Genomic DNA, 25,664 nt, shown 5'->3' on the forward strand with positions numbered 1-25,664 from the left:
CGCCCAACCGGGGAGTGAGCGTCGCGAGGCGTCGTCGGGCCGTCCGGGGAGGGCGGTGGATGGCGCGGAGCGACGTTGCGTATTGGGATGTGCGGCCGGTCGTCAGGGACGCCGCCGCACTATTGGGGAATATCATCTTGAAGATTTCGGTCGTTAAGTCGGCGTTGATGCTCGGCGTCGCGTTTGGTTCGGTTGTGGGTGGCTCGGCTGCGTTCGCACAGGCCGCGCCGGTCCAGGATCAGGTTCAGGCTGGGCAGGCCGCTCCCGAGGAAGGCTTGGACGACATCGTCGTCACCGCCGAGCGCCGTTCGGAAAACCTCCAGAAGGTGCCGCTCTCGGTCGGCGTCGCGTCGGGCGATGCACTGCGCGCCTACACCGCCGGCGGCGACGACACGCTGCTCGCGCTGTCGGGCCGCGTCCCCGGCCTGTACGTCGAATCGACGACCGGCCGTATCTTCCCGCGCTTCTACATCCGCGGCCTCGGCAACATCGATTTCTACCTCGGCGCGTCGCAGCCGGTCACGATCATCCAGGACGACGTGATCCTCGAGCATGTCGTGCTGAAGTCGAACCCGGTGTTCGACGTCCGCCAAGTCGAAGTCCTGCGCGGTCCGCAGGGCTCGCTGTTCGGCCGCAACACCACCGCCGGCATCATCAAGTTCGACACGAACAAGCCGACCAACGATTTCGAGAGCCGCGCCTCGGCCTCGGTCGGCAGCTATGGCAGCGTCAGCCTCGATGCGGGCGTCGGTGGTCCGTTGATCAAGGACCTCCTCTCGATCCGCCTGTCGACGCTGCTCCAGCACCGCTCGAATTATATCGACAACGCCTATGCCGGTGTAAGCCAGGACAGCACCGCGACGCCGCGCAAGGACGCCATGGGCGGCTTCGACGATCGCAACGTCCGCGTGCAGCTTGCGCTGACACCGGGCGAACGCTTCACCCTCGACCTGTCGGGCCACGCGCGCTGGTATGACGGCACCTCGACGTTGTTCCATCGCGGCGCGCTCAAGAAGGGTTCGAACGACGTCTCCGCCGAGCCGCGCAACACCGTGTCGCTCGACGAGGGTAACGACAACCCGCAGAGCTACAACACCTATGGCGGCTCGGCGCGTGCGTCGTATGACTTCGGTCCGGCCACGCTGACCTCGATCACCGCATACGAGACCACGTCCGGGTTCAGCCGCGGCGATACCGATGGTGGTGCGGGCGCGAACTTCCCGGTCCGCGGCGTCGCCAACGGCTTCGGTCAGTCGCAGGGCCAGATCCGCGATCTGGATCAATGGTCGCAGGAAGTGCGCGTTGCCGGCACCCCCGGTGGCCGCTTCAACTGGCAGCTCGGTGGCCTGTACTTCGACAACCGCGACATCACCGATTTCTACCAGCGGACGTTCTTCCTGACGACGGCGGCGCGCAATCCCAACAACTGGGTGCGGTTGCATGACGTCAACACCTCGTGGGCGGGCTTCGGCCAGGTCAGCTACGAGCTGATGGACAAGCTGACGGTGACGCTTGGCGGGCGCATCACCGAGGACAAGAAGCGTACGCAACTGCTGAAGACCGTTCAGAATGCGGCTGGCGTCAATCAGTATCCGACCAACTTCCGCCGCGACGTCACGCTGAAGTCGACCAAGCCGAGCTGGGATGCGAGCATCCTGTATCAGGCGAGCCCCGACATCAGCCTGTATTCGCGCGTCGCCCAGGGCTTCCGCGGACCAACGATCCAGGGTCGTTCGGCGGTGTTCAACTCCGACTTCTCGACCGCGAACTCGGAGACGATCCTGTCGTGGGAGACGGGGATCAAGACGCGCCTGCTCGACAATACGCTGACGCTCAACGCCACGGTGTTCGGCTACCGCGTCAACGATATCCAGCTGAACGGCAACGACGTCAACGGCAACGGCATCCTGTTCAACGGCAACAAGGCCGAGGCGTACGGCATGGAAGCCGAGGCCAATTGGAAGCCGGTACCGAACCTCACGCTGGGCGCCGGCCTTAGCCTGTTGCACAGCGCGATCCGCGACAAGACGACCGAGGTGCAGATCTGCGCGCTCAACAACCTCGTGGTCTGCACGCCCTCGGCGCCCGTCCGCGCGGTTCCCGGCGCTTTCGGGACGACGTACTTGGTCAAGATCGACGGCGAGCCGCTGCCGAATGCGCCGGAATACAATGTCGACCTCACCGCGCGCTACGATCAGCCGCTCGGCAACGGCGGTCGCGCGTTCATCGCGGGTGACTTCAACATCCAGGGGTACACGCAGTTCGTGCTCTACAAGACCAAGGAGTTCACCGCGAACGGAAACTTCGAGGGCGGCCTGAAGATCGGTTATGCCGCACCGGACGACGCCTATGAGTTGGCTGTGTTCGCCCGCAACATCACCGGCGAGAAGAACCTCAAGGGCGTGATCGAGAACTACATGGCGGCGGTATTCAACGAACCGCGGATCATCGGCGTCTCGCTCAGCGGCAAGTTCCGCTGATCGGGTAGGGTGCCATCAATCCTCCCCCGCAAGGGGGAGGTGGCTCGCACTTGCCAGACGGAGGGGGAGGTAAGGGAAACCGCTGTTGTGTGTTCCTCCCCCTCCGTCACCTTCGGTGCCACCTCCCCCTGGCGGGGGAGGATCGTTCGAATTGCCGACTTCATGCGGGAGGGGATGCAGTAGAACCTGCGTCGCTACCTAAACCAAGCGTGACGCATTTTTCAGCAGCGTGGGCGCAAACGGCATTGTAGCGCAACGTTGCGGCGAGTTGCCGTTTTCCTTCGGCCGGTTGATACTCGCTCCATGTCGCTCAATCCCGTATTCTATGATGCAAGCGGACGCCGGCGTCGGCGGTTCACCTTTGGCGTCGCGGCGTTCATCGCCCTGCTGCTGCTGTCGATCGCGATGTTCGCCGTCTCGATCGGTGCGGTGCCGACCGCGCCGCTGCTCCCGATCGAGCCCGAGCATCCCGCGCTTCACAAGCTGCCCGCACCACGCGGCGGCATCCTCCGCGAGACCCGGCGCGACCTCAATTACTACGCCAAGCAGCTGTTCGGGACGAGCGCGGCCAAGCCCGGTGTTGGCAACGGCGCCAACCCGCCGCTCGCGATCGCCTTCCACGCGCCTTGGGACGAAGCCAGCACGGCGAGCCTCGCGCGGCACGTCGAACAACTCGACTGGCTGATCCCCGGCTGGGTCTCGATCACCGGCAAGGATCACCACATCACCGTGTTCCGCGACCAGGCTGGGCGCGATATCCTCAACAAGGCGGTGCACCGCCCGATGATCCTGCCGATGGTGCAGAACGCCGTCGACGGGAATTGGGACGGCGCCGGTAGTGCCGCGATGTTCGCCGATCCGAAGGCACGCGCCGCCTTCCTAGACAAGCTGGTGCCGTTCCTCAGCGCGAACCATGCCGGCGGCGTGTTCTACGATTTCGAGGACCTGCCCGCATCGGCGCAGCCTAATTACCGCGCCTTCCTCGCCGAAACGCGCGCGCGCTTTGCGCCGCGCGGTTGGGTCGTTGCGATCGCGGCGCCGGTCGCCAACCCCGACTGGAACCTGCCCGCCTATGCGAAGGTGACCGATAAGGTCTTCCTGATGGCCTATGACGAGCACGAGACGAGCGGCGCACCCGGCCCGATCGCGTCGCAACGCTGGTTCGCGCGCATGGTCGCCGACGCCGCGCGCGGTATCCCCCCCGCCAAGCTGGTCGTCGCCATCGGCTCCTACGCGTATGACTGGCACGCAGGCGCGGATAGCGGCAACGGCGATGCGCTCGATGTCGAGGAGGCATGGCAGGCTGCAGCGGACTCGGGGACCGTACCGACTTTCGACAAGACCAGTGGCAACAGCAGCTTCGCCTATTCCGAGGGCGGGGTGCAGCATCAGGTCTGGCTACTCGACGCGGCGTCGGCGTACAACCAGATCGCGTTCCTGCAAAAGGCGGGCTTGGGGAGCGTCGCTCTCTGGCGTCTGGGGTCGGAAGATCCGGGGCTCTGGTCGATTTGGGGTCGCGATCATCGAAAGCTACCGATCCCCGACTCGATCGACAACATGCCCGCCGGCACCAACGTCGATATCGAAGGCAGCGGCGAGATCCTCAAGATCGCCGCCGAGCCCGTCACCGGCATTCGCGACGCGGTGCCGGCGAAGGACGGCACGATCGCCGACGTCAATTTCACGCGCATGCCGTCGCCTTATGTCGTGGTGCGGACCGGCTATCGTCCGAAGCAACTGGCGCTGACGTTCGACGACGGGCCCGATCCCGAATGGACGCCGCAGATCCTCGACATCCTCAAGCGCGAGCATGCGCCCGCGACGTTCTTCGTCATCGGCGAGAACGCGCTCACCGAACGGCCTTTGCTCCAGCGCATGGTCGACGAAGGCCATGAGATCGGCAGCCACACCTATACGCATCCGAACCTCGCCAACGTCTCGCAGCGGCAGGTGAAGTACGAGCTGAACACCACGCAGCGGCTGTTCCAGGCGTTCACCGGGCGCTCGCTCCGGCTATTCCGCGCACCCTATTTCGGCGATGCCGAGCCGAGCACCGCGGACGAGATCCTGCCCGCACTCGAAGCGCAGCAGCGCGGCTACATCTCGGTTGGCCTTCACGTCGATCCGGACGACTGGAAGCGCCCCGGCGTACAGGCGATCATTGACCGGACCATTGCGGGCGTCGAGGCGGGCAACCCGGAGCGCAGCGGTAACGTCATCCTGCTCCACGACGCCGGCGGCAACCGCGCCCAAACCGTCGCTGCACTCCCAATCATCATCGAGCGATTGCGCGCGATGGGCTACAGCTTCGTCCCCGTCTCGACGCTCGCGGGGCTCTCGCGCAATCAATCGATGCCGGTGATCTCGTCGAGCGACCGTGTCGCCGCGGTTGCCGATCTCGCGCTGTTCAGCACGCTCGGCGGCATCGTCGTCGCGCTCCGCTGGATCTTCGGGATCGCGATCACGATTGGCATCATTCGCGCGCTGGCCCTGTCCGCACTCGCGTTGATTCAGGCCCGTCGCGAATTGAAGACCGTGTTTCCGGCGATCGATCCGTCGCGGTTCGTCACGGTGATGATCCCCGCGTTCAACGAGGAGCGCGTGATCGTCCGCGCCGTGGAGGGCGTGCTGGCGTCGAACGACGTCGCGATCGAAGTGATCGTGATCGACGACGGCTCAAGCGACGGCACCAGCCGCGTCGTCGCCGAAGCGTTCGCCGGCGACGACCGCGTTCGCCTGCTGACGTTGGAGAATGGCGGCAAGGCACGCGCGCTCAATCGTGGTCTCGAACTGGCGCGCGGCGAGATCGTGATCGCGCTCGACGCCGATACGCAGTTCGAACCGATGACGATCGCCCGTCTGGCGCGCTGGTTCGACGATCCGAAGCTCGGCGCGGTCGCGGGTAACGCGAAGGTAGGCAACCGCGTCAATCTGATCACCAAATGGCAGGCGCTCGAATACATCACCGCGCAGAACCTCGAACGCCGTGCGCTCGCGCGGCTGAACGCGATGACCGTCGTGCCGGGTGCGGTCGGCGCATGGCGGCTCAAGGCGATCCGCAGCGTCGGCGGTTATCCCGACGACACGCTTGCGGAGGATCAGGACCTCACGATCGCGATCCAGCGCCACGGCTGGAAGGTGCAATACGACCAATTCGCGATCGCCTGGACCGAGGCGCCCGAGACGATGCGTGCGCTCGCCAAACAGCGATTCCGCTGGGCATTCGGGACGTTGCAGTGTCTCTACAAGCACCGCTCGGCGATCGGCAGTTCGCATCCGCGCGGGCTCGGCTGGGTCGGGCTGCCGCAGGCGATCGTGTTCCAGATCGTGCTCGCCTCCATCTCGCCGATCATTGATCTCGCACTGCTGGTTAGCTTCGCCTCGACCTACCTCGCGGTGCAAGCGCATGGCTGGGAGCAAACGAGCCACGACGTCTATACGATGCTCGCCTACTGGCTAATCTTCACCGCGATCGACCTGCTCGCCGCGACGATCGCGTTCGCGCTGGAGCGCAAGGAACGCTGGCGGCTGCTCTGGCTGCTGATCCCGCAGCGGATCGGTTATCGACAGGTGATGTATTACGTCGTGCTGAAGGCGATCGCCCAGGCTTTGCGTGGACCGCTGGTCGGCTGGGGCAAGCTGGCGCGGACCGGGCGGGTTACGGCAAACTAGGCGCGCAACGTATCGAACCGACTCGCGTTATGGCCCTGCGCTATATATCGGGTACGCGCAGAGTTCGAGAGGTAGGTGGCATGCGGTATCTGACGACGGCGCTGGTGATGGCGGCAAGTCTTGGGGCGACGGGTGCGGAGGCACAGCAGCGCCCTCCGATGGTGCTCGCTGCCGCCTCGTTGCAGGAGTCGTTGACTGCGGCCGCCGATGCGTGGGCGAAGAAGGGGCATGTGAAGCCGACGATCTCGTTCGCGGCTTCGTCGGCGCTCGCGCGGCAGGTCGAGGCCGGTGCGCCGGCGGATTTGTTCGTGTCGGCGGACGAGGACTGGATGAACGCACTTGCCGCGAAGAACCTGATCGTCACCAGCACCCGCGTCACGTTCCTCGGCAACCGCCTCGTGGTCGCGGCGCCGGCGGGTAGCAAGGTAAGAATCCCGGTGCGCCCGCCGGCTGCGCTCGTTCGCGTACTGACCGCCGGGCCGTTGGCGATGGCGGATACCGCAGTGCCAGCCGGAAAATACGGGCAGGCGTCGCTTGAGAAGCTCGGCGTCTGGGCGCAGGTGTCGCCGAAGATAGTTCGCGCGGAAAATGTCCGCGCGACGCTGGCCCTGGTCGAGCGCGGCGCGGCACCGCTCGCGATCGTCTACGCCACCGATGCCAAGGCGTCGCCCAAGGTTCGTATCGCTGGCGTCTTCCCCGAGGCAACGCACCCGGCGATCACTTATCCAGTCGCGCGGCTGAAGACGTCGACGAACCCGGAGGCGGAAGGCTTCCGCCGCTTCCTCGTCTCGCCCGCGGGCAAGGCGATCTTCGTCCGCTACGGGTTCTCCGCGCGCTAGTGCTCGACGCGACCGAATGGGGGATCGTCGCGCTGTCGTTGAAGGTCGGTGGCGTCGCGATGGCGGTGACCTTGCCGATCGCGTTTGCGCTCGCCTGGCTGCTCGCGCGCGTCCGCTTTCCGGGGAAAGTCGTCGTCGATGCGGCGATCCATCTGCCGTTGGTAGTTCCACCGGTCGTGACCGGTTGGTTGCTGTTGCTGGCGTTCGGACCCAATGGCCCGATCGGTGCTTGGTTGCAGGACTGGTTCGGCGTGACGGTCCTGTTCCGCTGGACCGGCGCGGCGATCGCGGCGGGCGTCATGGCGCTGCCGTTGATGGTGCGCGCGATGCGGATCTCGATCGAAGCGGTCGATAGGCGGCTCGAGAATGCGGCGCGAACGCTAGGTGCGGGGCCGTGGCGCGTGTTCTGGACGCTAACCTTGCCGCTCAGTATCCCCGGCGTACTGGCCGGCGCGGTACTCGGCTTTGCGCGGTCGATTGGCGAGTTCGGCGCGACGATCACCTTCGTCTCCAACGTACCCGGCGAAACGCAGACCTTGCCGCTGGCGATCTATTCGGCGCTCCAGCAACCTAGCGCCGATGCGCTGGTGTGGCGATTATCGTGCGTTTCGGTAGGCTTGTCGCTGATCGCTCTGATTGCGTCGGAACTGTTGACGCGCCGTGCAGGGCGGGGTCTCCATGTCCTTTGAGATCGATATCGAGAAGCGCCTCGGCGATACGCAGGTGTCGTTGACGTTGGCGGCAGGCGAGGGGGCGACGGTGTTGTTCGGCCCGTCTGGCGTCGGCAAATCCAGCGTTCTCAACATGGTTGCCGGGCTACTCCGCCCCGACCGCGGCCGTATCGCGGTCGATGGTGAACCGCTGTTCGGCGACGGCTTGGACGTACCACCCGAGCGCAGGAGAGCGGGATATGTCTTTCAGGAAGCGCGATTATTCCCGCATAAGCGCGTGCGCGCGAACCTGCTGTACGGCGTCCGTGGGGAAGCCCAGCGGTTCGAGGACATCATCGGCTTTCTCGGCATCGGCCATCTGCTCGAACGCTGGCCACGCACGCTCTCCGGCGGCGAAGCTCAGCGAGTGGCGATCGGCCGGGCGCTGCTCAGCCAACCGCGCTTCCTGTTGCTCGACGAGCCGCTGTCGTCGCTCGATCGTGCGCGCCGCGAAGAGATCATGCTGGCGATCGAGCATGTCCGCGACGTGCTCAAGCTTCCGATCCTGATGGTGACGCACGACCCTGAAGAAGCCGAGCGGATCGGAAACCGGGTCGTGCGTATGTAGCTTCGCGGACGAGCAAAATTATACGAGTTCGAAGCTTTGTTTCTCGCCATCGACCGAACTCGTCGCGACCCAGAGGTCGAACAGGCCCGGTTCGATCACCCAATCGCCGTCACCCCAGAAGCGCAGGTCTTCGCGCTGCAAGCTCAATGTCACGCGCTTCGATGCGCCCGGCGCCAACGAGACGCGCGCGAACCCCTTGAGTTCGCGGACCGGTCGGGTGCGGCTGGCGACCCGGTCGTGGATGTAGAGCTGCACCACTTCGTCGCCGGCGCGCGCATCGGTGTTCGTAACGGTGGCGGTCACCGTGAGCGCACTGGTCATCCGCGCTGGCACGACTACGTTCGATACCGAAAAGCTGGTGTAGCTCAGGCCGTGACCGAACGGATAAAGCGCTGCGTTCTGGGTCTCGCGGTAGCGCGACTTGTATTCCTGGCTGCCCGTATTCGGCGCCGGGCGGCCAGTGTTCTTGTGGTTGTAGAAATGGGGTTCCTGCCCGCTCTCGTTGGGGAAGCTGGCGGAGAGCTTGGCTGAAGGGTTGACGTCGCCGAACAGAACGTCGGCGATCGCGTTGCCGCTTTCGGATCCGAGAAACCATGTCGCAAGGATCGCTGGTGCGGCCTTCACAGCGCCGTGCAAGGCAAGAGCGCGGCCATGGCGGAGGAGGATAATCATTGGCTTGCCGGTCTTCGCGATGGCTTCGGCGAGCGCCATCTGTGGTGCGGGGATAGTAATCTCGGTACGCGATTGCGCTTCGCCCGACATGAGCTGCGATTCTCCGACCGCGAGCAGGACAATGTCCGCGTTTTGCGCGGCGGCGACGGCTGCAGCGATGCCACCGGGCAGGGGGGCTTCGATTTCCGACCCCGGCGCCGTCGTGACCGTCAGTCCGCGAGCGCGGAGGCCTTGCGCGATCGAGACGTTGAGCTTTTCGTCAGCCATGAACGCCCAGGTGCCGACGACGTTTTTGCGATCCTCCGCGAACGGGCCAATCACGGCAATTCGGCCCGGGTTCTTCTTCAAAGGCAGCAGGTTACCGTCGTTCTTTAGCAATACGATCGAACGTGCACCGGCCTCGCGGCTGAGCTTCAGCATGGCGGGCGTCGAGACGCTGGTGCGTTCCGCCTTCTGGCTGACCGAGCGATAGGGGTTGTCGAACAGGCCGATCGCATCCTTCAGGTGCAGCACACGTCGAACGCCTTCGTCGAGCCGCGCGAGCGGGACCTCGCCCTTCTCGACGAGGTCGGGCAGCCACAAATTGAACAGGTTGGACTGCATGGCCATGTCCATGCCCGCCATGAACGCCTTCTTGGCGGCGTCGCGGCCATCGGCGGCGTAGCCGTGTGCGATCAGTTCCTCGTCCGCGGTATAGTCGCCGACCACCATCCCGCGGAACCGCCATTCGCCGCGCAGCAGGTCGGTCATCAGCCAGTGATTGCCGCTGGAAGGAACGCCGTCGATGTCGTTGAACGCACTCATCAAAGTCGCTACGCCAGCATCGACCGCAGCCTTGAACGGCGCCAGATGGACTTCGTGCAGCGTTGCGGGCGATATTTCGGTGAAGTTGTAATCCTGGCCACCGGAAACTGCTCCGTACGCGGCGAAATGCTTGGCACAGGCGGCGACGCGCGTAGGGTCGCGAAGATCGTTGCCCTGAAAACCGCGGACGCGCGCTTTGGCCAGTTCCATGCCGAGGTACGGATCCTCGCCAAAGCCTTCCGCGACACGACCCCAGCGTTGATCGCGCGCGACGTCGACCATCGGCGCGAAGGTCCAGTGGATGCCGAGCGCCGTGGTCTCAAGCGCGGCCGCACGTGCGGTGCGCATCGCTAGGTCGGGGTCGAACGCGCAGGCTTCTGCGATCGGTAGCGGGTAGGCGGTGCGCAGGCCGTGGATGACGTCGCCAGCGAAGATCAGGGGAATCTTCAAGCGGGTCGCGAGCGCGGCGTCCTGCGCCGCCTTGGCACCGGCATAGCCGACACCGTTGAAAAGCATGCCGATTTGCCCGGTCTTGATTCGAGCAAGCTGCTCCGCCGCGCCACCGGTCGCAAGGCCCGGGTTGAAGGGGACGCCGATCGGGCGGATCTGATCCGAGAAGCAACTGAGCTGACCCGCCTTCTCGGAGGGCGTCATCTTGGCGATCAGGCTCTCGATCCGGTCGCTTTGCGCAAACACGGCGGTCGAGCCGAGCGACAGGCCAGCGATGGCCGTGCCGCCGGTCAACATCTGGCGACGGTCTAGAATGGGCGACATATCCTGCTCCTCAGTCTTTGGAGCGGGGTAGTCGCTGGACCGCGGTTCCGCAAACTTGCGAAACCGCGGCCGGGGCGGTTAGCCCAGCGCGCGCGTGAACAGTCGCGTCAGGCGAGCGGAGAATGCCCGGGCATCGATCGGGCGCTCCCCGTCGGCAATCTGCGCTTCGTCGAACAACAGGTGCGCCGCGTCCTCGCGCAGGGCCGTCTCGTCCTCACCGAGCGCCGCCAGCTTGGCGATCAATGCCGAGCGCGGGTTTATTTCCAGCACTGGCTTGGCGGCAGGCATCGCCTGACCGCTCGCCGCGAGGATGCGTTCGAGCTGGCGGTCCATCCCGCTGTCCGCCGCGACGAGGCAGACGGCGCTGTCGGTCAGGCGCTCCGACGCTCGAACCTCAGAGACGGCATCGGCGAGCGTCGTTTTCACGAACGCGATGAAGTCCGCGACTTCGGGCGTCGCATCGGCGGTCGGCTGCTCGGCACCGTCGACGAGCGGGATCAGGCCGAGATCGGCAGCACCCTGCGTGACCGACTTGAACGGCTTGCCGTCGTGATCGATGCCCGCCGTCACCCAGAAGCCGTCGACCGAGTCCGGCAGCAATAGCACCTCGATCCCGCGGGCACGGAACCCTTCGAGCTGTGGCGAGGCTTCGAGGCGGTCGAGATCGGTACCGACCGCGTAGTAAATCGCAGTCTGGTTGTCCTTCATCGCCGCGACGTAGTCCGCGACCGAACGCCAAGCGCCCGCGGACGTCGTGGTTTTGAAGCGTGCGAGCTTTAGCAGCACCTCGCGCCGTTCGAAATCCTCGTACAGCCCTTCCTTCAGGACCGCGCCGAAATTCTCCCAGATCTTCGCATACGCTTCAGGATCGCGGGTCGTGAGCTTGTCGAGTTCGGACAGCACGCGGCCGGTCACGCCCTTGCGGATCGCCGAGAGCATCGGGCTTTCCTGAATCATCTCACGCGAGACGTTCAGCGGCAGATCGGAGGAATCCACCAGCCCGCGCATGAAGCGGAGATAGCGCGGCAAAACTTCGGCGTCGTCGGTGATGAAGACGCGTTTGACGTATAACTTCATGCGGCCGTTGCGGTCGGGGTCGAACAGGTCGAACGGCTTGGCGCCCGGGACATAGGCGAGCACCGAATATTCGTGCAGCCCTTCGGCGCGGTAGTGAAGCGTCAGCGCGGGTTCGTCATACTGGCCGGAGACGCTGCGGTAGAAATCGGCATAGTCCTCCGCGGAAATATCCGCCTTCGGCTTGGTCCAGAGCGCGGCGCCGTCGGCGATGTCGACCGGATCGGCATCGGGCTTTTCGCGCAGCGTGATCGGTACGGGCACGTGGCCCGACTGGTCCTTGATCAGGCGCTCGACGGTGAAACGGTCGGTGTAGGTGGTCGCGTCGTCGAGCAGGTGCAGCACGACGCGGGTGCCGCGGGCAGGGGCGTCGGCGGTCGGCACGTCGGCGATCGTGTAGGTGCCGAGGCCGTCCGACGACCAGAGCGAGGCGATGTCCGCGCCGGCGCGCCGCGAGATCACGTCGACCTTCGATGCGACCATGAACGCGGAATAGAAGCCGACGCCGAACTGGCCGATCAGCTGCGCGCCGTCGCTTCCGCTCGACGCGGCGATCCGGTCCATGAACGCCTTGGTGCCCGAGCGCGCGATCGTGCCAAGCGCCTCGCCCATGTCCTCGGCAGTCATGCCGATGCCGTTGTCCTCGATCGTCAGCGTCTTGGCGTCGGGATCGAGCGTGATCGCGATCGCCAGCCGGGTCTCGTCGCCAAGCAACTCGGGCGCGCTCAACGCCTCGTACCGCAGCTTTTCACACGCATCGGCGGCGTTCGAGATCAGCTCGCGCAGGAATACGGTCTTATCCGAATAGACCGAGTGCACCATCATGTGGAGCAGCCGCGCGACGTCCGCCTCGAAGGCGTGGGTCTCGGGCGCGGACGTCTCGGCAGCGGAAGCGGTTTCGATGGTCATAGGATGTGACAGGTCTCTTGGTGAAATGATCAGTCCGAGAATTGGCCGGAGCACGTACCGAATTCAAGGCCCGCGTGTTCGTACGGGTTATCGCCACAAGATCGTCACCGCGGCGTTAAAGATTTCATTTGCGTTACATGCCAAAGCAATGTTCAATCCGGATCGTCCAGTCAAAAGATGCAACGTGTCGAGATATCGCGTGCAAAGGAACGATGTGTTCTTTTGCGATCGCTGTCTGACGTCCATCGGGGCTGGCGGGGGATGATGATCCTGCAAGGCTGCTGACGGGTTCGATCCGCCGGCAATTCTGATGTTCGGCAAACCCAGGGGGGTGCCGTTTCGGGGGGCCTTGATGACTAGACACGGTGTGATGACACGCAGGACCTTGTTGGGCCGACTTGGCCTGATGGGAGGGTTGAGCGCTACGCTTGGCGCAATGCAGGCTTTGGGTCTTACCAATGGATTGATCGGTACCTCGCAGGCGGAGGGGCTGGCGATGCTGCCGCCGGGGGTCGGCAAGGGAACACATGTCGTCGTGCTCGGGGCTGGGATCGCCGGGCTGACCGCGGCATACGAACTCGAACAAGCGGGCTTCCAGGTCACCTTGCTCGAAGCCCGCGAGCGGGTCGGTGGGCGCGCCTGGACGGTGCGTGACGGCGACAAGATCGAGATGATCGGCGAGCAAACGCAGACTGCCAAGTTCTCCGACGGAATCTACTTCAACGCGGGGCCGGCGCGCATTCCGAGCTTTCACCAAGGACTGATCGGGTACGCGAAGAAGTTCGACGTGCCGCTGGAGGTCGAGGTCAATTCTAGCCGTTCGGCGTACGTGATGGGCGAGAACGGCAGCAAGATCCGGATGCGGACCGCGATCAACGACATGCGCGGCCACATCGCCGAACTGTTGGCGAAGGCGATCAATCAGGGTGCGCTCGATCAGTCGGTGACGGCGGCGGACAAGCAGAAACTCCTGCCGTTCCTCAAGGCATATGGCGACCTCGGTACCGACTATGCGTTTGCGGGCACCGAGCGATCGGGGTTCGGGACGGCGCCGGGTGCGGGCGTCACCTTCTCGTCGGCGGGCAGCGCAGTGCCGATGGACCAGTTGCTGGCGAACGAACGGCTGCCGATGACGCTGTTCGAGGACAACCTCTACATGCAGGCGACGATGTTCGAGCCGGTCGGCGGCATGGACCGGATCCATGCCGGGTTCGATCGCAACCTGCGCCGTCCCGCGATCCGCGGTGCGGAGGTCACGAAAGTCCGTCACACCGCCCGCGGCGTCGACGTCGTCTACCGTGACAAGGCGAGCGGCGTGGTCGACACAGTGACGGCGGATTACATCATCTGCACGATCCCGTTCCCGGTGCTCGCGACGATCGATACCGACTTCTCGCCCGCGTTGAAGAAGACGATCGCCGGGGTGGTCTACGATCACTCGAACAAGGTCGCGTTCGAAAGCCCGCGCTTCTGGGAACGCGAACAGATCTATGGCGGCATCTCGTTCGTCGGCGGCCCGACGACACTGATCTGGTACCCATCGGCAGGGCTGCACTCTGCCCGCGGCATGATCCTGGGCTGTTATTCGTCGGGACCCAATGCCGCCGAGTTTGCCAAGCGGCCGATCGCGGAACAGATCGCCTTTTCGCGTGGGGTGATCGATCGGCTGCATCCCGGGCATGGCGGCGATCTGGTCAATGGCATCGCGGTGAACTGGCACAAGATCCCGTACAGCCTGGGGCCTTGGCCCGACTGGAACGCGGGCAGCGCCAATGGGCGGCAGGAGGGGCATATCGATACGCCCGAGTTTCGCCTGCTCCAGCAGCCCGACGGCCGCGTTTATTTCGCGTCCGCCGCACTCAGCCAAACGCCGGGCTGGCAGGAGGGCGGCATTCAGTCCGCGCAAGGGCAGGTCATCGCGCTGGCTAAACGCGTCGCGGCGCAGGGCGCCAACCGGGCTGTACTGGGTTCACGCGATGGAAGACGCGCAGCCTAACACCAGCGCCTCAAGGTAAAACGTTGCATATTAGTGACAGTGCAAACAATAGTTCTGTATTAAATGTCGATTAGATCAGAATCAGTTGTCACGTATCCTCCTATAGTCAATCCTGACTAAGGTTAGGGAATAAAGTAAATCAGGGAATGGAACTACGAAACGGTGTTTCGTGGATCGGGTAACTGTAAATAGGTGGCAGAAGATCATCGAAGAATATTGAGGATGGCTGAAGGCGCTCAACAATAAGGGGGGAAACCTTATGCGGATCGTTACCAGCATTTCACGCGGCGCACTTATCGTAGCGCTCGCCAGCGCCGGACACATGACGGCCTCCGCGCAAACCGCGTCGGTTACCGTGACCGATCCCCAGACTGGATCATCCGAGATACCCGACGACATCATCGTCACCGGCACGCGCGCGACAGGCATTACCGCGGCCGAAAGCGCTGCCCCGATCAAGGTGCTCGACGCCGAACTCATGAGCCATGTCGGCCAGCCCAATCTCAACCAAGTGCTGACTCAGCTCGTACCGTCGTTTACCGCGCAGGCGTTCGGCGGCGACACCGCCAACCTGACGCTGTCGGCGCGGTTGCGTGGGTTGAGCCCGAACCACACGCTGGTCCTGATCAACGGCAAGCGACGACACGGCACCTCGAACCTCGCCGTCCTCGGCGGACCCTATCAGGGCGCGGCGACGGCCGATCTCGACCTGATCTCGCCAGCGTCGATCAAGCGCATCGAGGTGCTGGAGGACGGTGCCGCCGCCCAATATGGCTCAGACGCGATCGCCGGCGTCATCAACGTCATCCTCAAGGACGACAAGGAAGGCGGCGACGCATCGCTGACCGCAGGCGAGAATTACGATACCGGCGGCCGCACCTATGGGGGAAGCCTGCACCTCGCGACCAAGGTCGGTGAAAACGGCTTCATCAACGTCACCGGCTTTTACCGCTATCACGACTTCACGCAGGTCGGCGGGCTCGATCGACGCGTCACCGATATCAACGGCAAGCTGCTCACGAGCGCGACGACGCCGTCGATTACGCCGCTTCAGCAAAGTCTCTATCCGGGGATGTCCGACTTTCCTTACGTGAACAAGATCAGCGGCGATGCGCAGTCGCGCCTCATCAACCTCCAGTATAACTCGGCGTATGATTTCGGCGGTATCGAGGCGTACAGCTTCGGCACCTACTCACGCCGGGTCGCCAGCGCCTATGAGAATGTCCGGGTGCCGACCCGCGTATCGCGCACCGTCGCGGGCGTAACGACCTATTTCGATCCCGAGGGCGATAGCCCGGTCAACGGCTTTTCCCCGCGGGAGAAAATACGCGAGGAGGACATGGCGTTCACCGGCGGTGTTCGCGGCGACGTCAGTGGGTTCCACTACGACCTGTCGTCGACGTTCGGACAGGACAAGAACGAGATCTATACCGTCAATTCGGCGAACGCTTCGCTCTACGCGGACACCGGCTTTACGCCGACCACCTTCTATAACGGCTTTTTCAAATCGAGCGAGCTGACCGCAAACGCCGACTTCACGCATGAGATCGAGGCGGGCATGGCGGCACCGATCAACCTCGCTTTCGGCGGCGAGTATCGCAAGAACGTCTACGAGATCGGCGCGGGCGATGCTGCGTCCACCTACAAGGAAGGCGGGCAGTCCTATCCCGGTTTCCGCAGTTCGGATGCGGGCGTCAACGGACGGAATTCGCAGGCGGGATATGTCGACGTCGCGCTGATGCCGGTCGAGGGCTGGAAGGTCGATGTCGCTGGCCGGTACGAGCATTATTCCGATTTCGGCAGCAAGTTCATCTACAAGGGCACAACCCGCTACGACTTCTCCGATGCGTTCGCGCTGCGGGGCACGTTCTCGACGGGGTTCCGGGCACCGACGCTGGCGGAATCGTTCTACTCCGCGACCAACGTCTCGCCGACCTCCGCGTTCGTGCAATTGCCGGCCAATTCGGCCGCAGCCAAACTGCTCGGTTTCGCCAATCTGAAACCGGAGAAATCGACCAACTATAGCCTGGGCACGGTCATCCGGCCGGTGCCGCGCCTGACGATCACGATCGACGCGTACCAGGTGAAGATCGAGGACCGTATTCTCGGTACGGGATCGCTGTTCGGCGGCGGTGGCGCGACCTCGCCGGTCAACGTCAACTTCCCCGTGGTGACCGCGGCGATCCGTGCGAACGGCAACGTGCTCGATCCGACGGTGACGCAGACCGGCATCAACATCTTCACCAACGGCGCGGATACCCGGACGCGCGGTATCGATGTCGTTGCCAGCTATGCGAGCGATTTCGGCGAGTATGGCAATGCGACCTGGACCCTGTCCGGCAACTACAACCAGACCAAGATCACCAAGGTCATGTCGGCACCGCCTTTGGTCAACGTGCTGGGGCAGACGATCACGGTTCCGCTGTTCGACGAGGGCGCGCGAGCCAATATCGAGACCGCATCGCCGCGGGTGAAGGTCATCGGCTCGACCTTCTATTCGATCGACAAGTTTTCGATGACGTTGCGCGGCACGGTCTACGGAAAGAGCTCGGCCAGATATAGCCCGGACGGCGGCAAGTTCTACAAGCAGACGATCGGGACCGCATTCATCGGTGACGTCGAGTTGAACTTCAAGGCGACTGACGACCTGGAGCTGTCGATCGGTGCGAACAACGTCTTCAACAAGAAGTCACCGACGCTCGGCTTGGTGCCGGGGACGACCAATGCGACCTTGGTTGGGGGCGGCAATCAGCTCGATGCGCCGCTGACGTTCAGTCCGTACGGGATCAACGGCGGCTATTATTATGCGCGCATGAACGTCAGTTTCTAATGTCTGCCGGGCGCCGGAAACATCCGGCGCCCGGTTTCTACGAGGGGATATCCATGACGAAGACTTTTGTTAGATCGCTTGCCCTGTTTGCGGCGCTGGCAGGCGCGTCGGTTGCCGGTGCGCAGGCCCCTAAATCCGGCATCGTCCGTCACACCAATACGCCACCGGGGCTCATTCTTCAGGGCGTGACGGTACCGGCGGGTGCGAAGATGCTGTATCTTAGCGGGCAGCTGGCGGCGCCTATCGATCCGGCGAGCAAGACGCCGTCGGCACAAATGACGACCGCCGATTTCGGCGATACCAAGACGCAGACGATCAGCGTCTTCAGCAAGATCAAGGCGATACTCGCGGCGCAGGGCTATGCGATGAGCGACATCATCAAGCTCACCGTGTTCGTCGCGGGTGATCCGAAGCTTGGCGGCAAGATGGATTTTGCGGGCATGAACGATGCGTTCAAGATGTATTTCGGGACGGCGGAGAACCCTAACACCGTCGCGCGGTCGACCGTTCAGGTGGCAGCGTTGGCGGGGCCGGCGTTTCTGGTCGAGATCGAGGCGACGGCGGCGAAATAAATTCGGGCGAAAATGGCCTCGTGTTCGCTTTCGAAATCAGGTGCTTGGTCCGGTCGGGTGGTTGGCGGACGGCAACCCGCGACTGGATCGAGGCCAGATCGGATGCGTAACGAATTGACGCTCGGGGCGGTGCGTGGGACGATGTTGGACACACCGGATCGGAGACCGCCATGCTCGTCCCCCCGCTCGTTCACGGACTGATCCTCGCCTTCGTCATCGGCATCGTCGCGGGGTTGCGCGCGATGCTGGCGCCTGCCGCGGTAGCCTGGGTTGCGAGCAAGGGTATGCTGCCGTTGCAGGGCACGTGGTTGGCGTTCCTCGGCTACCGGTTCACGCCGTGGATCTTCACGCTGCTCGCGGCCACCGAACTCGTGACGGATCAGCTGCCGTCGACGCCCAGCCGCAAGGTGCCGCCGCAGTTCGCCGCGCGCCTGCTGACGGGCGGGGTGTCGGGCGCTGCCGTGGGGTACGGCATCGGTGCGCCGTTGCCGGGGATCGTTCTCGGCATCGTCGGTGCGGTCTTCGGAATTTATGGCGGCGCGGCTTTGCGCGCGCGACTGGCGGCAACGTTCGGCAGCGATCGACCGGCTGCGCTGATCGAGGATGCGGTCGCGATCCTCCTGGCGGTGCTGGTGGTGCTGTCGATCTGATGCGGAATTTCGATGCGATCATCGTCGGTGCCGGGCAGGCCGGGCCACCGCTGGCAGGCCGCCTCACCGCCGCGGGCATGTCGGTCGCGCTGATCGAGCGGAAGCTGGTCGGCGGAACCTGCGTCAATACCGGCTGCATGCCGACCAAGACGCTGGTGGCGAGCGCCTATGCCGCGCACCTCGCGAGGCGCGCGGCGGATTTTGGGATCGCGACCGGCGATGTCACGGTCGACATGCCCGCCGTCGCGGCCCGCGCGCGCAAGGTCGTGATGGACGCGCGATCGGGCAACGAGCGCTGGCTGGAGGGGATGGCGGGCCTCACCTTCCTGCGCGGCCACGCCCGCTTCACCGGACCGCGGACGATCGCGGTCGACGGCGAAGAGATGACCGCGCCGCGCATCTTCCTCAACGTCGGCGGGCGCGCGATCGTGCCCGACATGCCCGGTGTCGGCGACGTGCCGCATCTCGACAATACCGACATGGTCGCGCTGGAACAGATTCCCGAACATCTCGTCGTCGTCGGCGGAAGCTATGTCGGGCTCGAGTTCGCGCAGATGTATCGTCGGTTCGGCGCCGCGGTGACGGTGGTGGAGCGCGGCGAACGGCTGATCGCGCACGAGGATGCCGAAGTGTCGGACGCCGTGCGGGGCATATTGGAAGACGAGGGGATCACGGTGCGGACGGGCGCGAACTGCATCGCGTTCGCGCGCCATGCGGACGGCGTCGCGGTATCGGTCGATTGCCAGGCGGGCGATCCGAAGGTGATCGGCAGCCACGTGCTGCTGGCGGTCGGCCGGCGCCCGAATACCGATGATCTCGGGCTCGATCTTGCCGGGATCGCGACCGATGCGAAGGGCTATGTCACCGTCGATGACATACTGCAGACCAACGTGCCGGGCGTCTGGGCGCTGGGCGATTGCAACGGGCGCGGCGCGTTCACGCATACCGCGTATAACGATTTCGAGATCGTCGCGGCGAACCTGCTCGATCATGACGACCGGACGCTGAGCGAGCGGCTGGTAGGCTACGCGCTCTATACCGATCCGCCACTCGGCCGGGTAGGGATGACGCAGGCGCAGGCGGAGAAGACGGGCCGACCGATCCTGGTCTCGAAGCGGCCGATGACGCGTGTCGGGCGCGCCATCGAAAAAGGTGAGACCAAGGGGTTCATGAAGATCGTGGCGGATGCGGAAACACAGCGGATCCTGGGGGCGGCGATCCTCGGCACCGGCGGCGACGAGGCGATCCACGGGATCCTCGACATGATGAACGCCGACCAGCCGGTGTCCGCGTTGCGTTGGGCGGTGCCGATCCATCCGACCGTGTCCGAACTGATCCCGACGCTGCTGCTCGGGCTAGAACCGGTGGCGCGGGCATGAGCGATCCCGGCGCGCGCGACCATCAGATGTTTCCGGTGCTTACCGGAGACCAGCTTCAGACGGCGAAGCGCTTTGCGAGCGGTCCGGCGCGCGTGTTTGCCGCGGGCGAGCAGGTCTATGCGATCGGCGAGCACGGCGTCGCGGCCTGGCTGGTGCTCGAAGGAACGATCGACGTCGTCCGCCGCGACGGGCTCAGTCACGAGGCGCCGATTACCACACACGGCCCGGGGCAGTTGACGGGCGAGGTCAACCAGCTTGCCGGACGCCCGACGATCGCGGGCGGCACCGCTGGCCCCCAAGGCTGTACCGCGCTGCCGTTCGATCCGGCGCATCTGCGCGCGCTGATGGTCGGCTCGGCGGACGTCGGCGAGATCGTGATGCGCGCGCTGATCCTGCGCCGCGTCGGCCTGATCGAGCAGGGCAGCGGGGGAACGGTGATCGTCGGCCTGCCGGACAGTCCCGACGTCGTCCGGCTACAGGGGTTTCTCACGCGATCGGGCTATCCGAACATCGTCCTCGATGCGGCATCCGACGACGAGGGGCGTGCACTGGTCGAGCGGACCGGTGTCGCGTCGAGCGATCTGCCGCTGGTCGTTTGTCCAAACGGTACGGTGCTGAAAAGGCCGTCGGATATCGAGGTTGCGGCGTGCCTGGGGATCACACCGGAACTCGATCCCGACACCGTGTACGACGTCGCGATCGTCGGTGCGGGGCCGGCGGGGCTGGCGGCGGCGGTGTATGCGGCGTCCGAGGGACTGTCGGTGATCGTGCTCGACGAGCGTGCGATCGGCGGGCAGGCGGGGGCGTCGGCTAGGATCGAGAACTACCTGGGCTTCCCGACCGGCATTTCGGGGCAGGCGCTGGCCGGGCGCGCATTCAACCAGGCGCTCAAGTTCGGCGCGGAGATCGCGATCCCGTTGACCGTCGAGCATCTCGATTGCGACGAGGATCGGCCCGCGGGCGACCCCCTCGCGCTCGAACTGCCGGGTGATCGACGCGTCCAGTCGCGAACCGTGATCGTCGCATCGGGCGCGCGGTATCGGCGGCCGGACATCCCCGACCTAGCGGAGTTCGAGGGCGCCGGCGTGTCCTATTGGGCATCGCCGATCGAGGCGCGGTTGTGCGAGGGCGAGGAGGTCGCGCTGGTCGGCGGCGGCAATTCGGCCGGGCAGGCGGTGGTGTTCCTCGCACCGCGCGTGAAACACCTGCACCTGATCGTGCGCCGCCCGTTGGCCGCGACGATGTCGAAATATCTGATCGACCGCATCGCCGCGCTGCCCAACGTCACGATCCGCGTCGGCACCGAGATCGTCGGGCTGGAGGGCGAGCGCGCGACTGGACTGACGGCGGCGATCTTCCGCCAACGCAGCGACGGCGCCGAGACGCGGTGCGCGATGCGACACCTGTTCCTGTTCATCGGCGCCGATCCCAATGCGGGCTGGCTTAAGGGCTGTGTCGATACCGACGAGAAGGGGTTCATCGTCACCGGCGCCGCGGCGCTGCCGTTGCAGACGAGCCGCGCGGGCGTATTCGCGATCGGTGACGTCCGCGCCGGCTCGACCAAGCGCGTCGCCGCGGCGGTCGGCGAAGGCGCGGCGGTGGTCGCGCAGATCCACACGGTTTTGGCGGACATGGCGGAAAGGCACGCGGAATGAGCTACGGGTGTACGCATATGGATACGATCCGCCTGGTAACGCCGAGCGCGAAGGGCTGCGAGGAGTGCCTCCGGATCGGCAGCGAATGGGTGCATCTGCGGCTGTGCCGGGAATGCGGTCATGTCGGCTGTTGCGACGACTCCCCGCACCGCCACGCGACCGCGCACTTCCACGCGACACGGCATCCGATCATCGAGGGCTACGACCCGCCGGAAGGCTGGGGCTGGTGCTTCGTCGACGAGACGATGGTAGACCTGCCGGACCAGACGCCGCAGGTTGGGCCGATCCCGCGCTATGTTTGAGGGGGCAGGGGGCGGTCGTAGCGGTGTGATTCGGCATTACGAGCTACCCTGCGCACAAGAAAGTTCAAGACGAACTGCCCACAGGTACACCACCCCGGCGAAGGCCGGGGCCCAGTTGGCATGGCCTGAGTGACAAAGCGCAAACCTACATCACCGACGTTTCCCAACTGGGCCCCGGCCTCCGCCGGGGAGGTGCGTACTCGTTAGAACGGAACTAAGCCGAAGCGCTCGCTGGTGCATGCTTAGCGGTGCAAAACGGACGTTGATACCAACGGTGATTACCGGTTTACTCCACGTCACTAGATACCCCTCCACGCTTGCCTCTCCGCAGGCGGACAGGTAGCCGCCGCCAATCGGTAAAGGCGTGAGTGATCGAATGCGGCGTTTGATGATCGGCTTCGTAGCCATTGCGGCCTTGGCCACTGCGGGAACGGCACAGCCGGCGGGGCGGCAGGTTCAGCGCGCCGAACCGGGACCGAAGCCGGGCCTTGTTCGCGTGCGCCTAGTCACGTCGGAAGGGCCGATCCTACTGGCGCTCGACGCCCGCCATGCGCCGAAGACCACCGCGAATTTCCTCGCCTATGTCGATGACGGCCGGTTCGACGGCACGGACTTCTACCGAGCGAGCCGCCAGAAGTCCGCGCCGAAGCTCGGCTTCATCCAGGCGGGCATCCGAACCGATGCACGGCGGATCCTGCCGCCGTTTCCGCTCGAGACCACCGCAATGACCGGGATCAAGCATCTCGACGCGACGATCTCGATGGCACGGGGGATGACGCCGGCATCGGCGGGCGGGAATTTCTTCATCACGGTCGGCCCGGCGCCGGCGATGGACGCGCGCGCGGGTTATCCGGGCTATGCGGCGTTCGGGCATGTCGTCGCGGGGATGGACGTGGTGAAGCGCATCCTTGCCAAGCCGACCGGCGGCGGGATGGACGCGTTCAAGGACCAGATGATCCTGAAGCGGGTCGCTCTGGTGAGTGCGCGGCGGCTGGATGGGGTGACTAAGCCGACCGGGCTGCCGCGCGCGTGGCTGATCGAGACTGGGCCGCAGCGGCGGAAGTGAGGGGCGGGCGGGCTTCAGTTTCTTGGGTCATGGGCCATCGTCACGACGGGACGCTTTTGTTCAGAATGCGAGGTCCCAACGAGCGCAATTACCATTCGGGTGTCGTACCTCACCGGCGTAGGCCGGAACCCAGTTGCGGAAGCCTGAGTAAGCGGACGCTGCGCGCAGTTACTACTGTCCCCCAACTGAGCCCCGGCCTGCGCCGGGGTGGGGCACCAAAATTTAGTTCTGACGTTCACGTTTCAAACTTCGGCGCCGCGACCCTTCATGTTCTCCGCGAAGGCGGGAGCCCAGGGTAACGATCGCTGGCGCCTGTGGCTCCTGGGCCCCCGCCTTCGCGGGGGATCAAGCTAGGGTCCGTTACGCGATCAAGCTCAACGCAACCGCTTCCGCGACCTTGATCCCGTCGACCGCCGCGGACAGGATCCCGCCAGCATAACCTGCGCCTTCACCCGCCGGGAACAGGCCAGCCGTGTTGAGGCTGACGAAATCATCGCCCCGCGTGATCCTGACCGGCGACGAGGTGCGTGTCTCGACCCCTGTGAGCACCGCATCAGGATGGTCGTAACCCGGAATCTCGCGGCCGAATGCCGGCAACGCCTCGCGCAACGCCGTGATTGCAAACTCGGGGAGGCACTCCGACAGGTCGGTCATGTGCACACCCGGCTTGTACGACGGAATCACCGAGCCGAGCGCGGTCGACGCGCGGCCCGCGAGCAGATCGCCGATACGTTGCGCAGGTGCCTTGTAGTTCGAACCGCCCGCGACATACGCCCGCGATTCCCAGTGACGTTGCAGTTCTATCCCGGCGAGCGGGTGGCCGGGATAGTCGCGCTCGGGGTCGATGCCGATGACGATCCCCGAGTTCGCGTTGCGTTCGTTGCGCGAATATTGGCTCATGCCGTTGGTCGCGACGCGGCCTTCCTCGGAGGTCGCGGCGACGACGGTGCCGCCCGGACACATGCAGAAGCTGTAGACGGTCCGCCCGTTCTTGCAGTGGTGCGACAGGCTGTATGCCGCCGCGCCGAGATCCGGGTGGCCGGCGCAGGGGCCGAAGCGGGCTTCGTCGATCCAGGATTGCGGGTGCTCGATGCGTACGCCGATCGAGAAGGGTTTGGCTTCGACGTGTACGCCTTTCGCATGGAGCATCTCGAACGTGTCGCGCGCGCTGTGGCCGACCGCGAAGACGACGTGGTTGGCTTCGATATAGTCGCCGGTACTGAGATGGAGACCGCGGAGTTGGCGCGTGCCGGCTTCCTCGACGATATCGAGGCCGTCGACGCGGGTCGAGAAGCGGTATTCGCCGCCGAGCGCCTCGATCGTCTCGCGCATGCTCTCGACCATCGTGACGAGGCGGAAGGTGCCGATATGCGGATGCGCTTCGGTGAGGATTTCGGGGGGCGCACCGGCCTTCACGAACTCGGTCAGGACTTTGCGGCCCAAGTGGCGCGGGTCCTTGATCTGGCTCCAGAGCTTGCCGTCGGAGAAGGTGCCGGCGCCGCCTTCGCCGAACTGGACGTTGGATTCGGGGTTGAGGACGCATTTGCGCCAGAGGCCCCAGGTGTCCTTGGTGCGCTCGCGGACGACCTTGCCGCGGTCGAGGATAATCGGGCGGAACCCCATTTGGGCTAGGATCAGGCCGGCAAATAACCCGCACGGGCCTGCGCCGACGACAACCGGACGTGGGCCGGTGTAGCTCGAGCCGCCCTTTGTGACGAAGCGGTAGCCGGTATCCGGCGTGCGCTGGACATGCCGGTCTTTGCGGAAACGCGTGAGGACGGTGTCCTCGTTCTTCAGCGTGACGTCGACCGAATAGACGAGCTGGATGTCCATCTTGTCGCGGGCATCGTGCGCACGCCTGGCGATGGTGTAGCGGATCAGGTCGCGCGGGGTGACGCGCAGGCGGTCGCGGATCGCGGCGGGGAGCGCTTCGTCGGCGTGGTTGAGCGGCAGCTTGAGGTCGGTGATGCGGAGCATGTCGGTCGCTCTAGCGCCGCGCGGCGCGATCCGCCATCGGGTGCGCGAGAGGACATGATCATGCGGACCGACGACGAGCAGAATGCCAAGAGCGCCAAGCGCAAGGAGGTCCACGACCGGATCGTCGCGAGCAAGACGATCGAGAAGGGGCTGATCATCGTCCACACCGGCAAGGGCAAGGGCAAGTCCACCGCCGCGTTCGGCATGGCGGTGCGGATGATCGGGCATGGACGGAAGGTCGGCGTGGTGCAGTTCGTCAAGGGCGCGATGACGACCGGCGAGAAGGCGGTCTTCGATGCGTTCCCCGCGCTGTGCGAGTTCAAGCCGATGGGGGAGGGCTTCACCTGGGACACGCAGGATCGCGCTCGCGACATCGCGGTGGCACGCGAGGCGTGGGACGAGGTGAAGCGGATGATTGCCGATCCGTCCTATGCGATGGTGGTGGCGGACGAGCTGAACATCGTGTTGCGGTATGAGTATCTGCCGGTCGACGAGGTGCTCGCTGTGTTGGCGGCCAAGCCCGAGATGACTCATGTCGTGGTGACCGGGCGGAACGCGCCGGATGCGCTGATCGAGGTGGCGGATCTGGTGACGGAGATGGCGCAAGTGAAGCATCCGTTCCGGTCGGGGGTGAAGGCGCAGGCGGGCGTGGAGTTCTGACTTCTTGATCCTCCCCTTGCAGGGGAGGTGGCTGGCACTTGCCAGACGGAGGGGTGTTGCGATCTCGATGGCGGG

Annotated in this window: 17 protein-coding genes; 14 read left to right on the forward strand and 3 right to left on the reverse strand. The window is 64.9% G+C overall.

The features are described from left to right. Positions 1–167: 167 nt before the first annotated feature. The 5 genes from ASE82_RS02715 (at position 168) to ASE82_RS02735 (ending at position 8,269) form a co-directional block, all read left to right on the forward strand. A complete protein-coding gene (locus ASE82_RS02715) occupies positions 168–2,480 on the forward strand; it encodes a TonB-dependent receptor (RefSeq protein ID WP_156348759.1) in 2,313 nt (770 codons plus the stop codon). 303 nt (positions 2,481–2,783) lie between these two features. After that, complete coding sequence (locus ASE82_RS02720) at positions 2,784–6,152, forward strand: polysaccharide deacetylase family protein (RefSeq protein WP_056058513.1); 3,369 nt, start codon at positions 2,784–2,786, stop codon at positions 6,150–6,152. A gap of 80 nt (positions 6,153–6,232) precedes the next feature. Continuing rightward, the gene (modA, locus tag ASE82_RS02725) at positions 6,233–6,991 is read left to right on the forward strand and encodes a molybdate ABC transporter substrate-binding protein (RefSeq protein ID WP_056058517.1); all 759 of its coding nucleotides are present in this window, start codon (positions 6,233–6,235) and stop codon (positions 6,989–6,991) included. Continuing rightward, positions 6,991–7,680 (forward strand): molybdate ABC transporter permease subunit, encoded by a 690-nt coding sequence (gene modB / locus ASE82_RS02730; RefSeq protein ID WP_056058520.1) that lies wholly within the window; start codon positions 6,991–6,993, stop codon positions 7,678–7,680. Before modA ends, modB begins: the two co-directional genes overlap by 1 nt. After that, on the forward strand, positions 7,670–8,269 hold the full coding sequence (locus ASE82_RS02735) for an ATP-binding cassette domain-containing protein (RefSeq protein WP_056058523.1): 600 nt from the start codon (positions 7,670–7,672) through the stop codon (positions 8,267–8,269). Before modB ends, ASE82_RS02735 begins: the two co-directional genes overlap by 11 nt. An 18-nt stretch (positions 8,270–8,287) precedes the next feature. Here the strand turns inward: ASE82_RS02735 and ASE82_RS02740 are convergent, their stop codons facing one another. Then, positions 8,288–10,519 carry a glycoside hydrolase family 3 N-terminal domain-containing protein gene (locus ASE82_RS02740; protein WP_082441036.1) on the reverse strand — a complete coding sequence of 744 codons (2,232 nt, stop codon included), beginning with the start codon at positions 10,517–10,519 and terminating at the stop codon, positions 8,288–8,290. 78 nt (positions 10,520–10,597) lie between these two features. Then, on the reverse strand, positions 10,598–12,502 hold the full coding sequence (gene htpG, locus ASE82_RS02745) for a molecular chaperone HtpG (protein WP_056058525.1): 1,905 nt from the start codon (positions 12,500–12,502) through the stop codon (positions 10,598–10,600). Positions 12,503–12,872: 370 nt separating this feature from the next. On the opposite strand from htpG, the gene ASE82_RS02750 reads away from it, so the two are divergent. The 8 genes from ASE82_RS02750 to ASE82_RS02785 all read left to right on the forward strand — a co-directional run bounded on the left by ASE82_RS02750 (position 12,873) and on the right by ASE82_RS02785 (position 22,952). After that, a complete protein-coding gene (locus ASE82_RS02750; RefSeq protein WP_162236668.1) occupies positions 12,873–14,498 on the forward strand; it encodes a flavin monoamine oxidase family protein in 1,626 nt (541 codons plus the stop codon). Between the two features lie 259 nt (positions 14,499–14,757). Beyond that, a complete protein-coding gene (locus tag ASE82_RS02755; protein ID WP_056058531.1) occupies positions 14,758–17,328 on the forward strand; it encodes a TonB-dependent receptor plug domain-containing protein in 2,571 nt (856 codons plus the stop codon). A gap of 53 nt (positions 17,329–17,381) precedes the next feature. Beyond that, positions 17,382–17,900 carry a RidA family protein gene (locus ASE82_RS02760; RefSeq protein WP_056058534.1) on the forward strand — a complete coding sequence of 173 codons (519 nt, stop codon included), beginning with the start codon at positions 17,382–17,384 and terminating at the stop codon, positions 17,898–17,900. Between the two features lie 170 nt (positions 17,901–18,070). Further along, a complete protein-coding gene (locus tag ASE82_RS02765) occupies positions 18,071–18,550 on the forward strand; it encodes a hypothetical protein (RefSeq protein WP_056058537.1) in 480 nt (159 codons plus the stop codon). After that, a complete protein-coding gene (locus ASE82_RS02770; protein ID WP_200910663.1) occupies positions 18,547–19,929 on the forward strand; it encodes an FAD-containing oxidoreductase in 1,383 nt (460 codons plus the stop codon). The genes ASE82_RS02765 and ASE82_RS02770 overlap by 4 nt, the downstream gene beginning before the upstream one ends. Beyond that, positions 19,926–21,584, forward strand: a complete 1,659-nt coding sequence (locus tag ASE82_RS02775) for an FAD-dependent oxidoreductase (RefSeq protein ID WP_056058543.1) — start codon at positions 19,926–19,928, stop codon at positions 21,582–21,584. The genes ASE82_RS02770 and ASE82_RS02775 overlap by 4 nt, the downstream gene beginning before the upstream one ends. Further along, positions 21,581–21,886, forward strand: coding sequence for a UBP-type zinc finger domain-containing protein (locus tag ASE82_RS02780; protein ID WP_056058545.1), 306 nt, complete (start codon positions 21,581–21,583; stop codon positions 21,884–21,886). Before ASE82_RS02775 ends, ASE82_RS02780 begins: the two co-directional genes overlap by 4 nt. 376 nt (positions 21,887–22,262) lie before the next feature. Further along, positions 22,263–22,952 (forward strand): peptidylprolyl isomerase, encoded by a 690-nt coding sequence (locus ASE82_RS02785; protein WP_082441041.1) that lies wholly within the window; start codon positions 22,263–22,265, stop codon positions 22,950–22,952. A 360-nt stretch (positions 22,953–23,312) separates the two neighbouring features. Here the strand turns inward: ASE82_RS02785 and ASE82_RS02790 are convergent, their stop codons facing one another. After that, complete coding sequence (locus tag ASE82_RS02790) at positions 23,313–24,929, reverse strand: NAD(P)/FAD-dependent oxidoreductase (RefSeq protein ID WP_056058550.1); 1,617 nt, start codon at positions 24,927–24,929, stop codon at positions 23,313–23,315. A gap of 54 nt (positions 24,930–24,983) precedes the next feature. Here ASE82_RS02790 and cobO point away from each other — a divergent pair, with 54 nt between their 5' ends. Then, entirely contained in the window at positions 24,984–25,589 is a 606-nt protein-coding gene (cobO, locus tag ASE82_RS02795) for a cob(I)yrinic acid a,c-diamide adenosyltransferase (RefSeq protein ID WP_056058552.1), read from the forward strand. The last annotated feature ends 75 nt before the right edge of the window (positions 25,590–25,664 follow it).

The sequence above is a fragment of the Sphingomonas sp. Leaf230 genome, assembly GCF_001421745.1.
Classification (GTDB): domain Bacteria; phylum Pseudomonadota; class Alphaproteobacteria; order Sphingomonadales; family Sphingomonadaceae; genus Sphingomonas.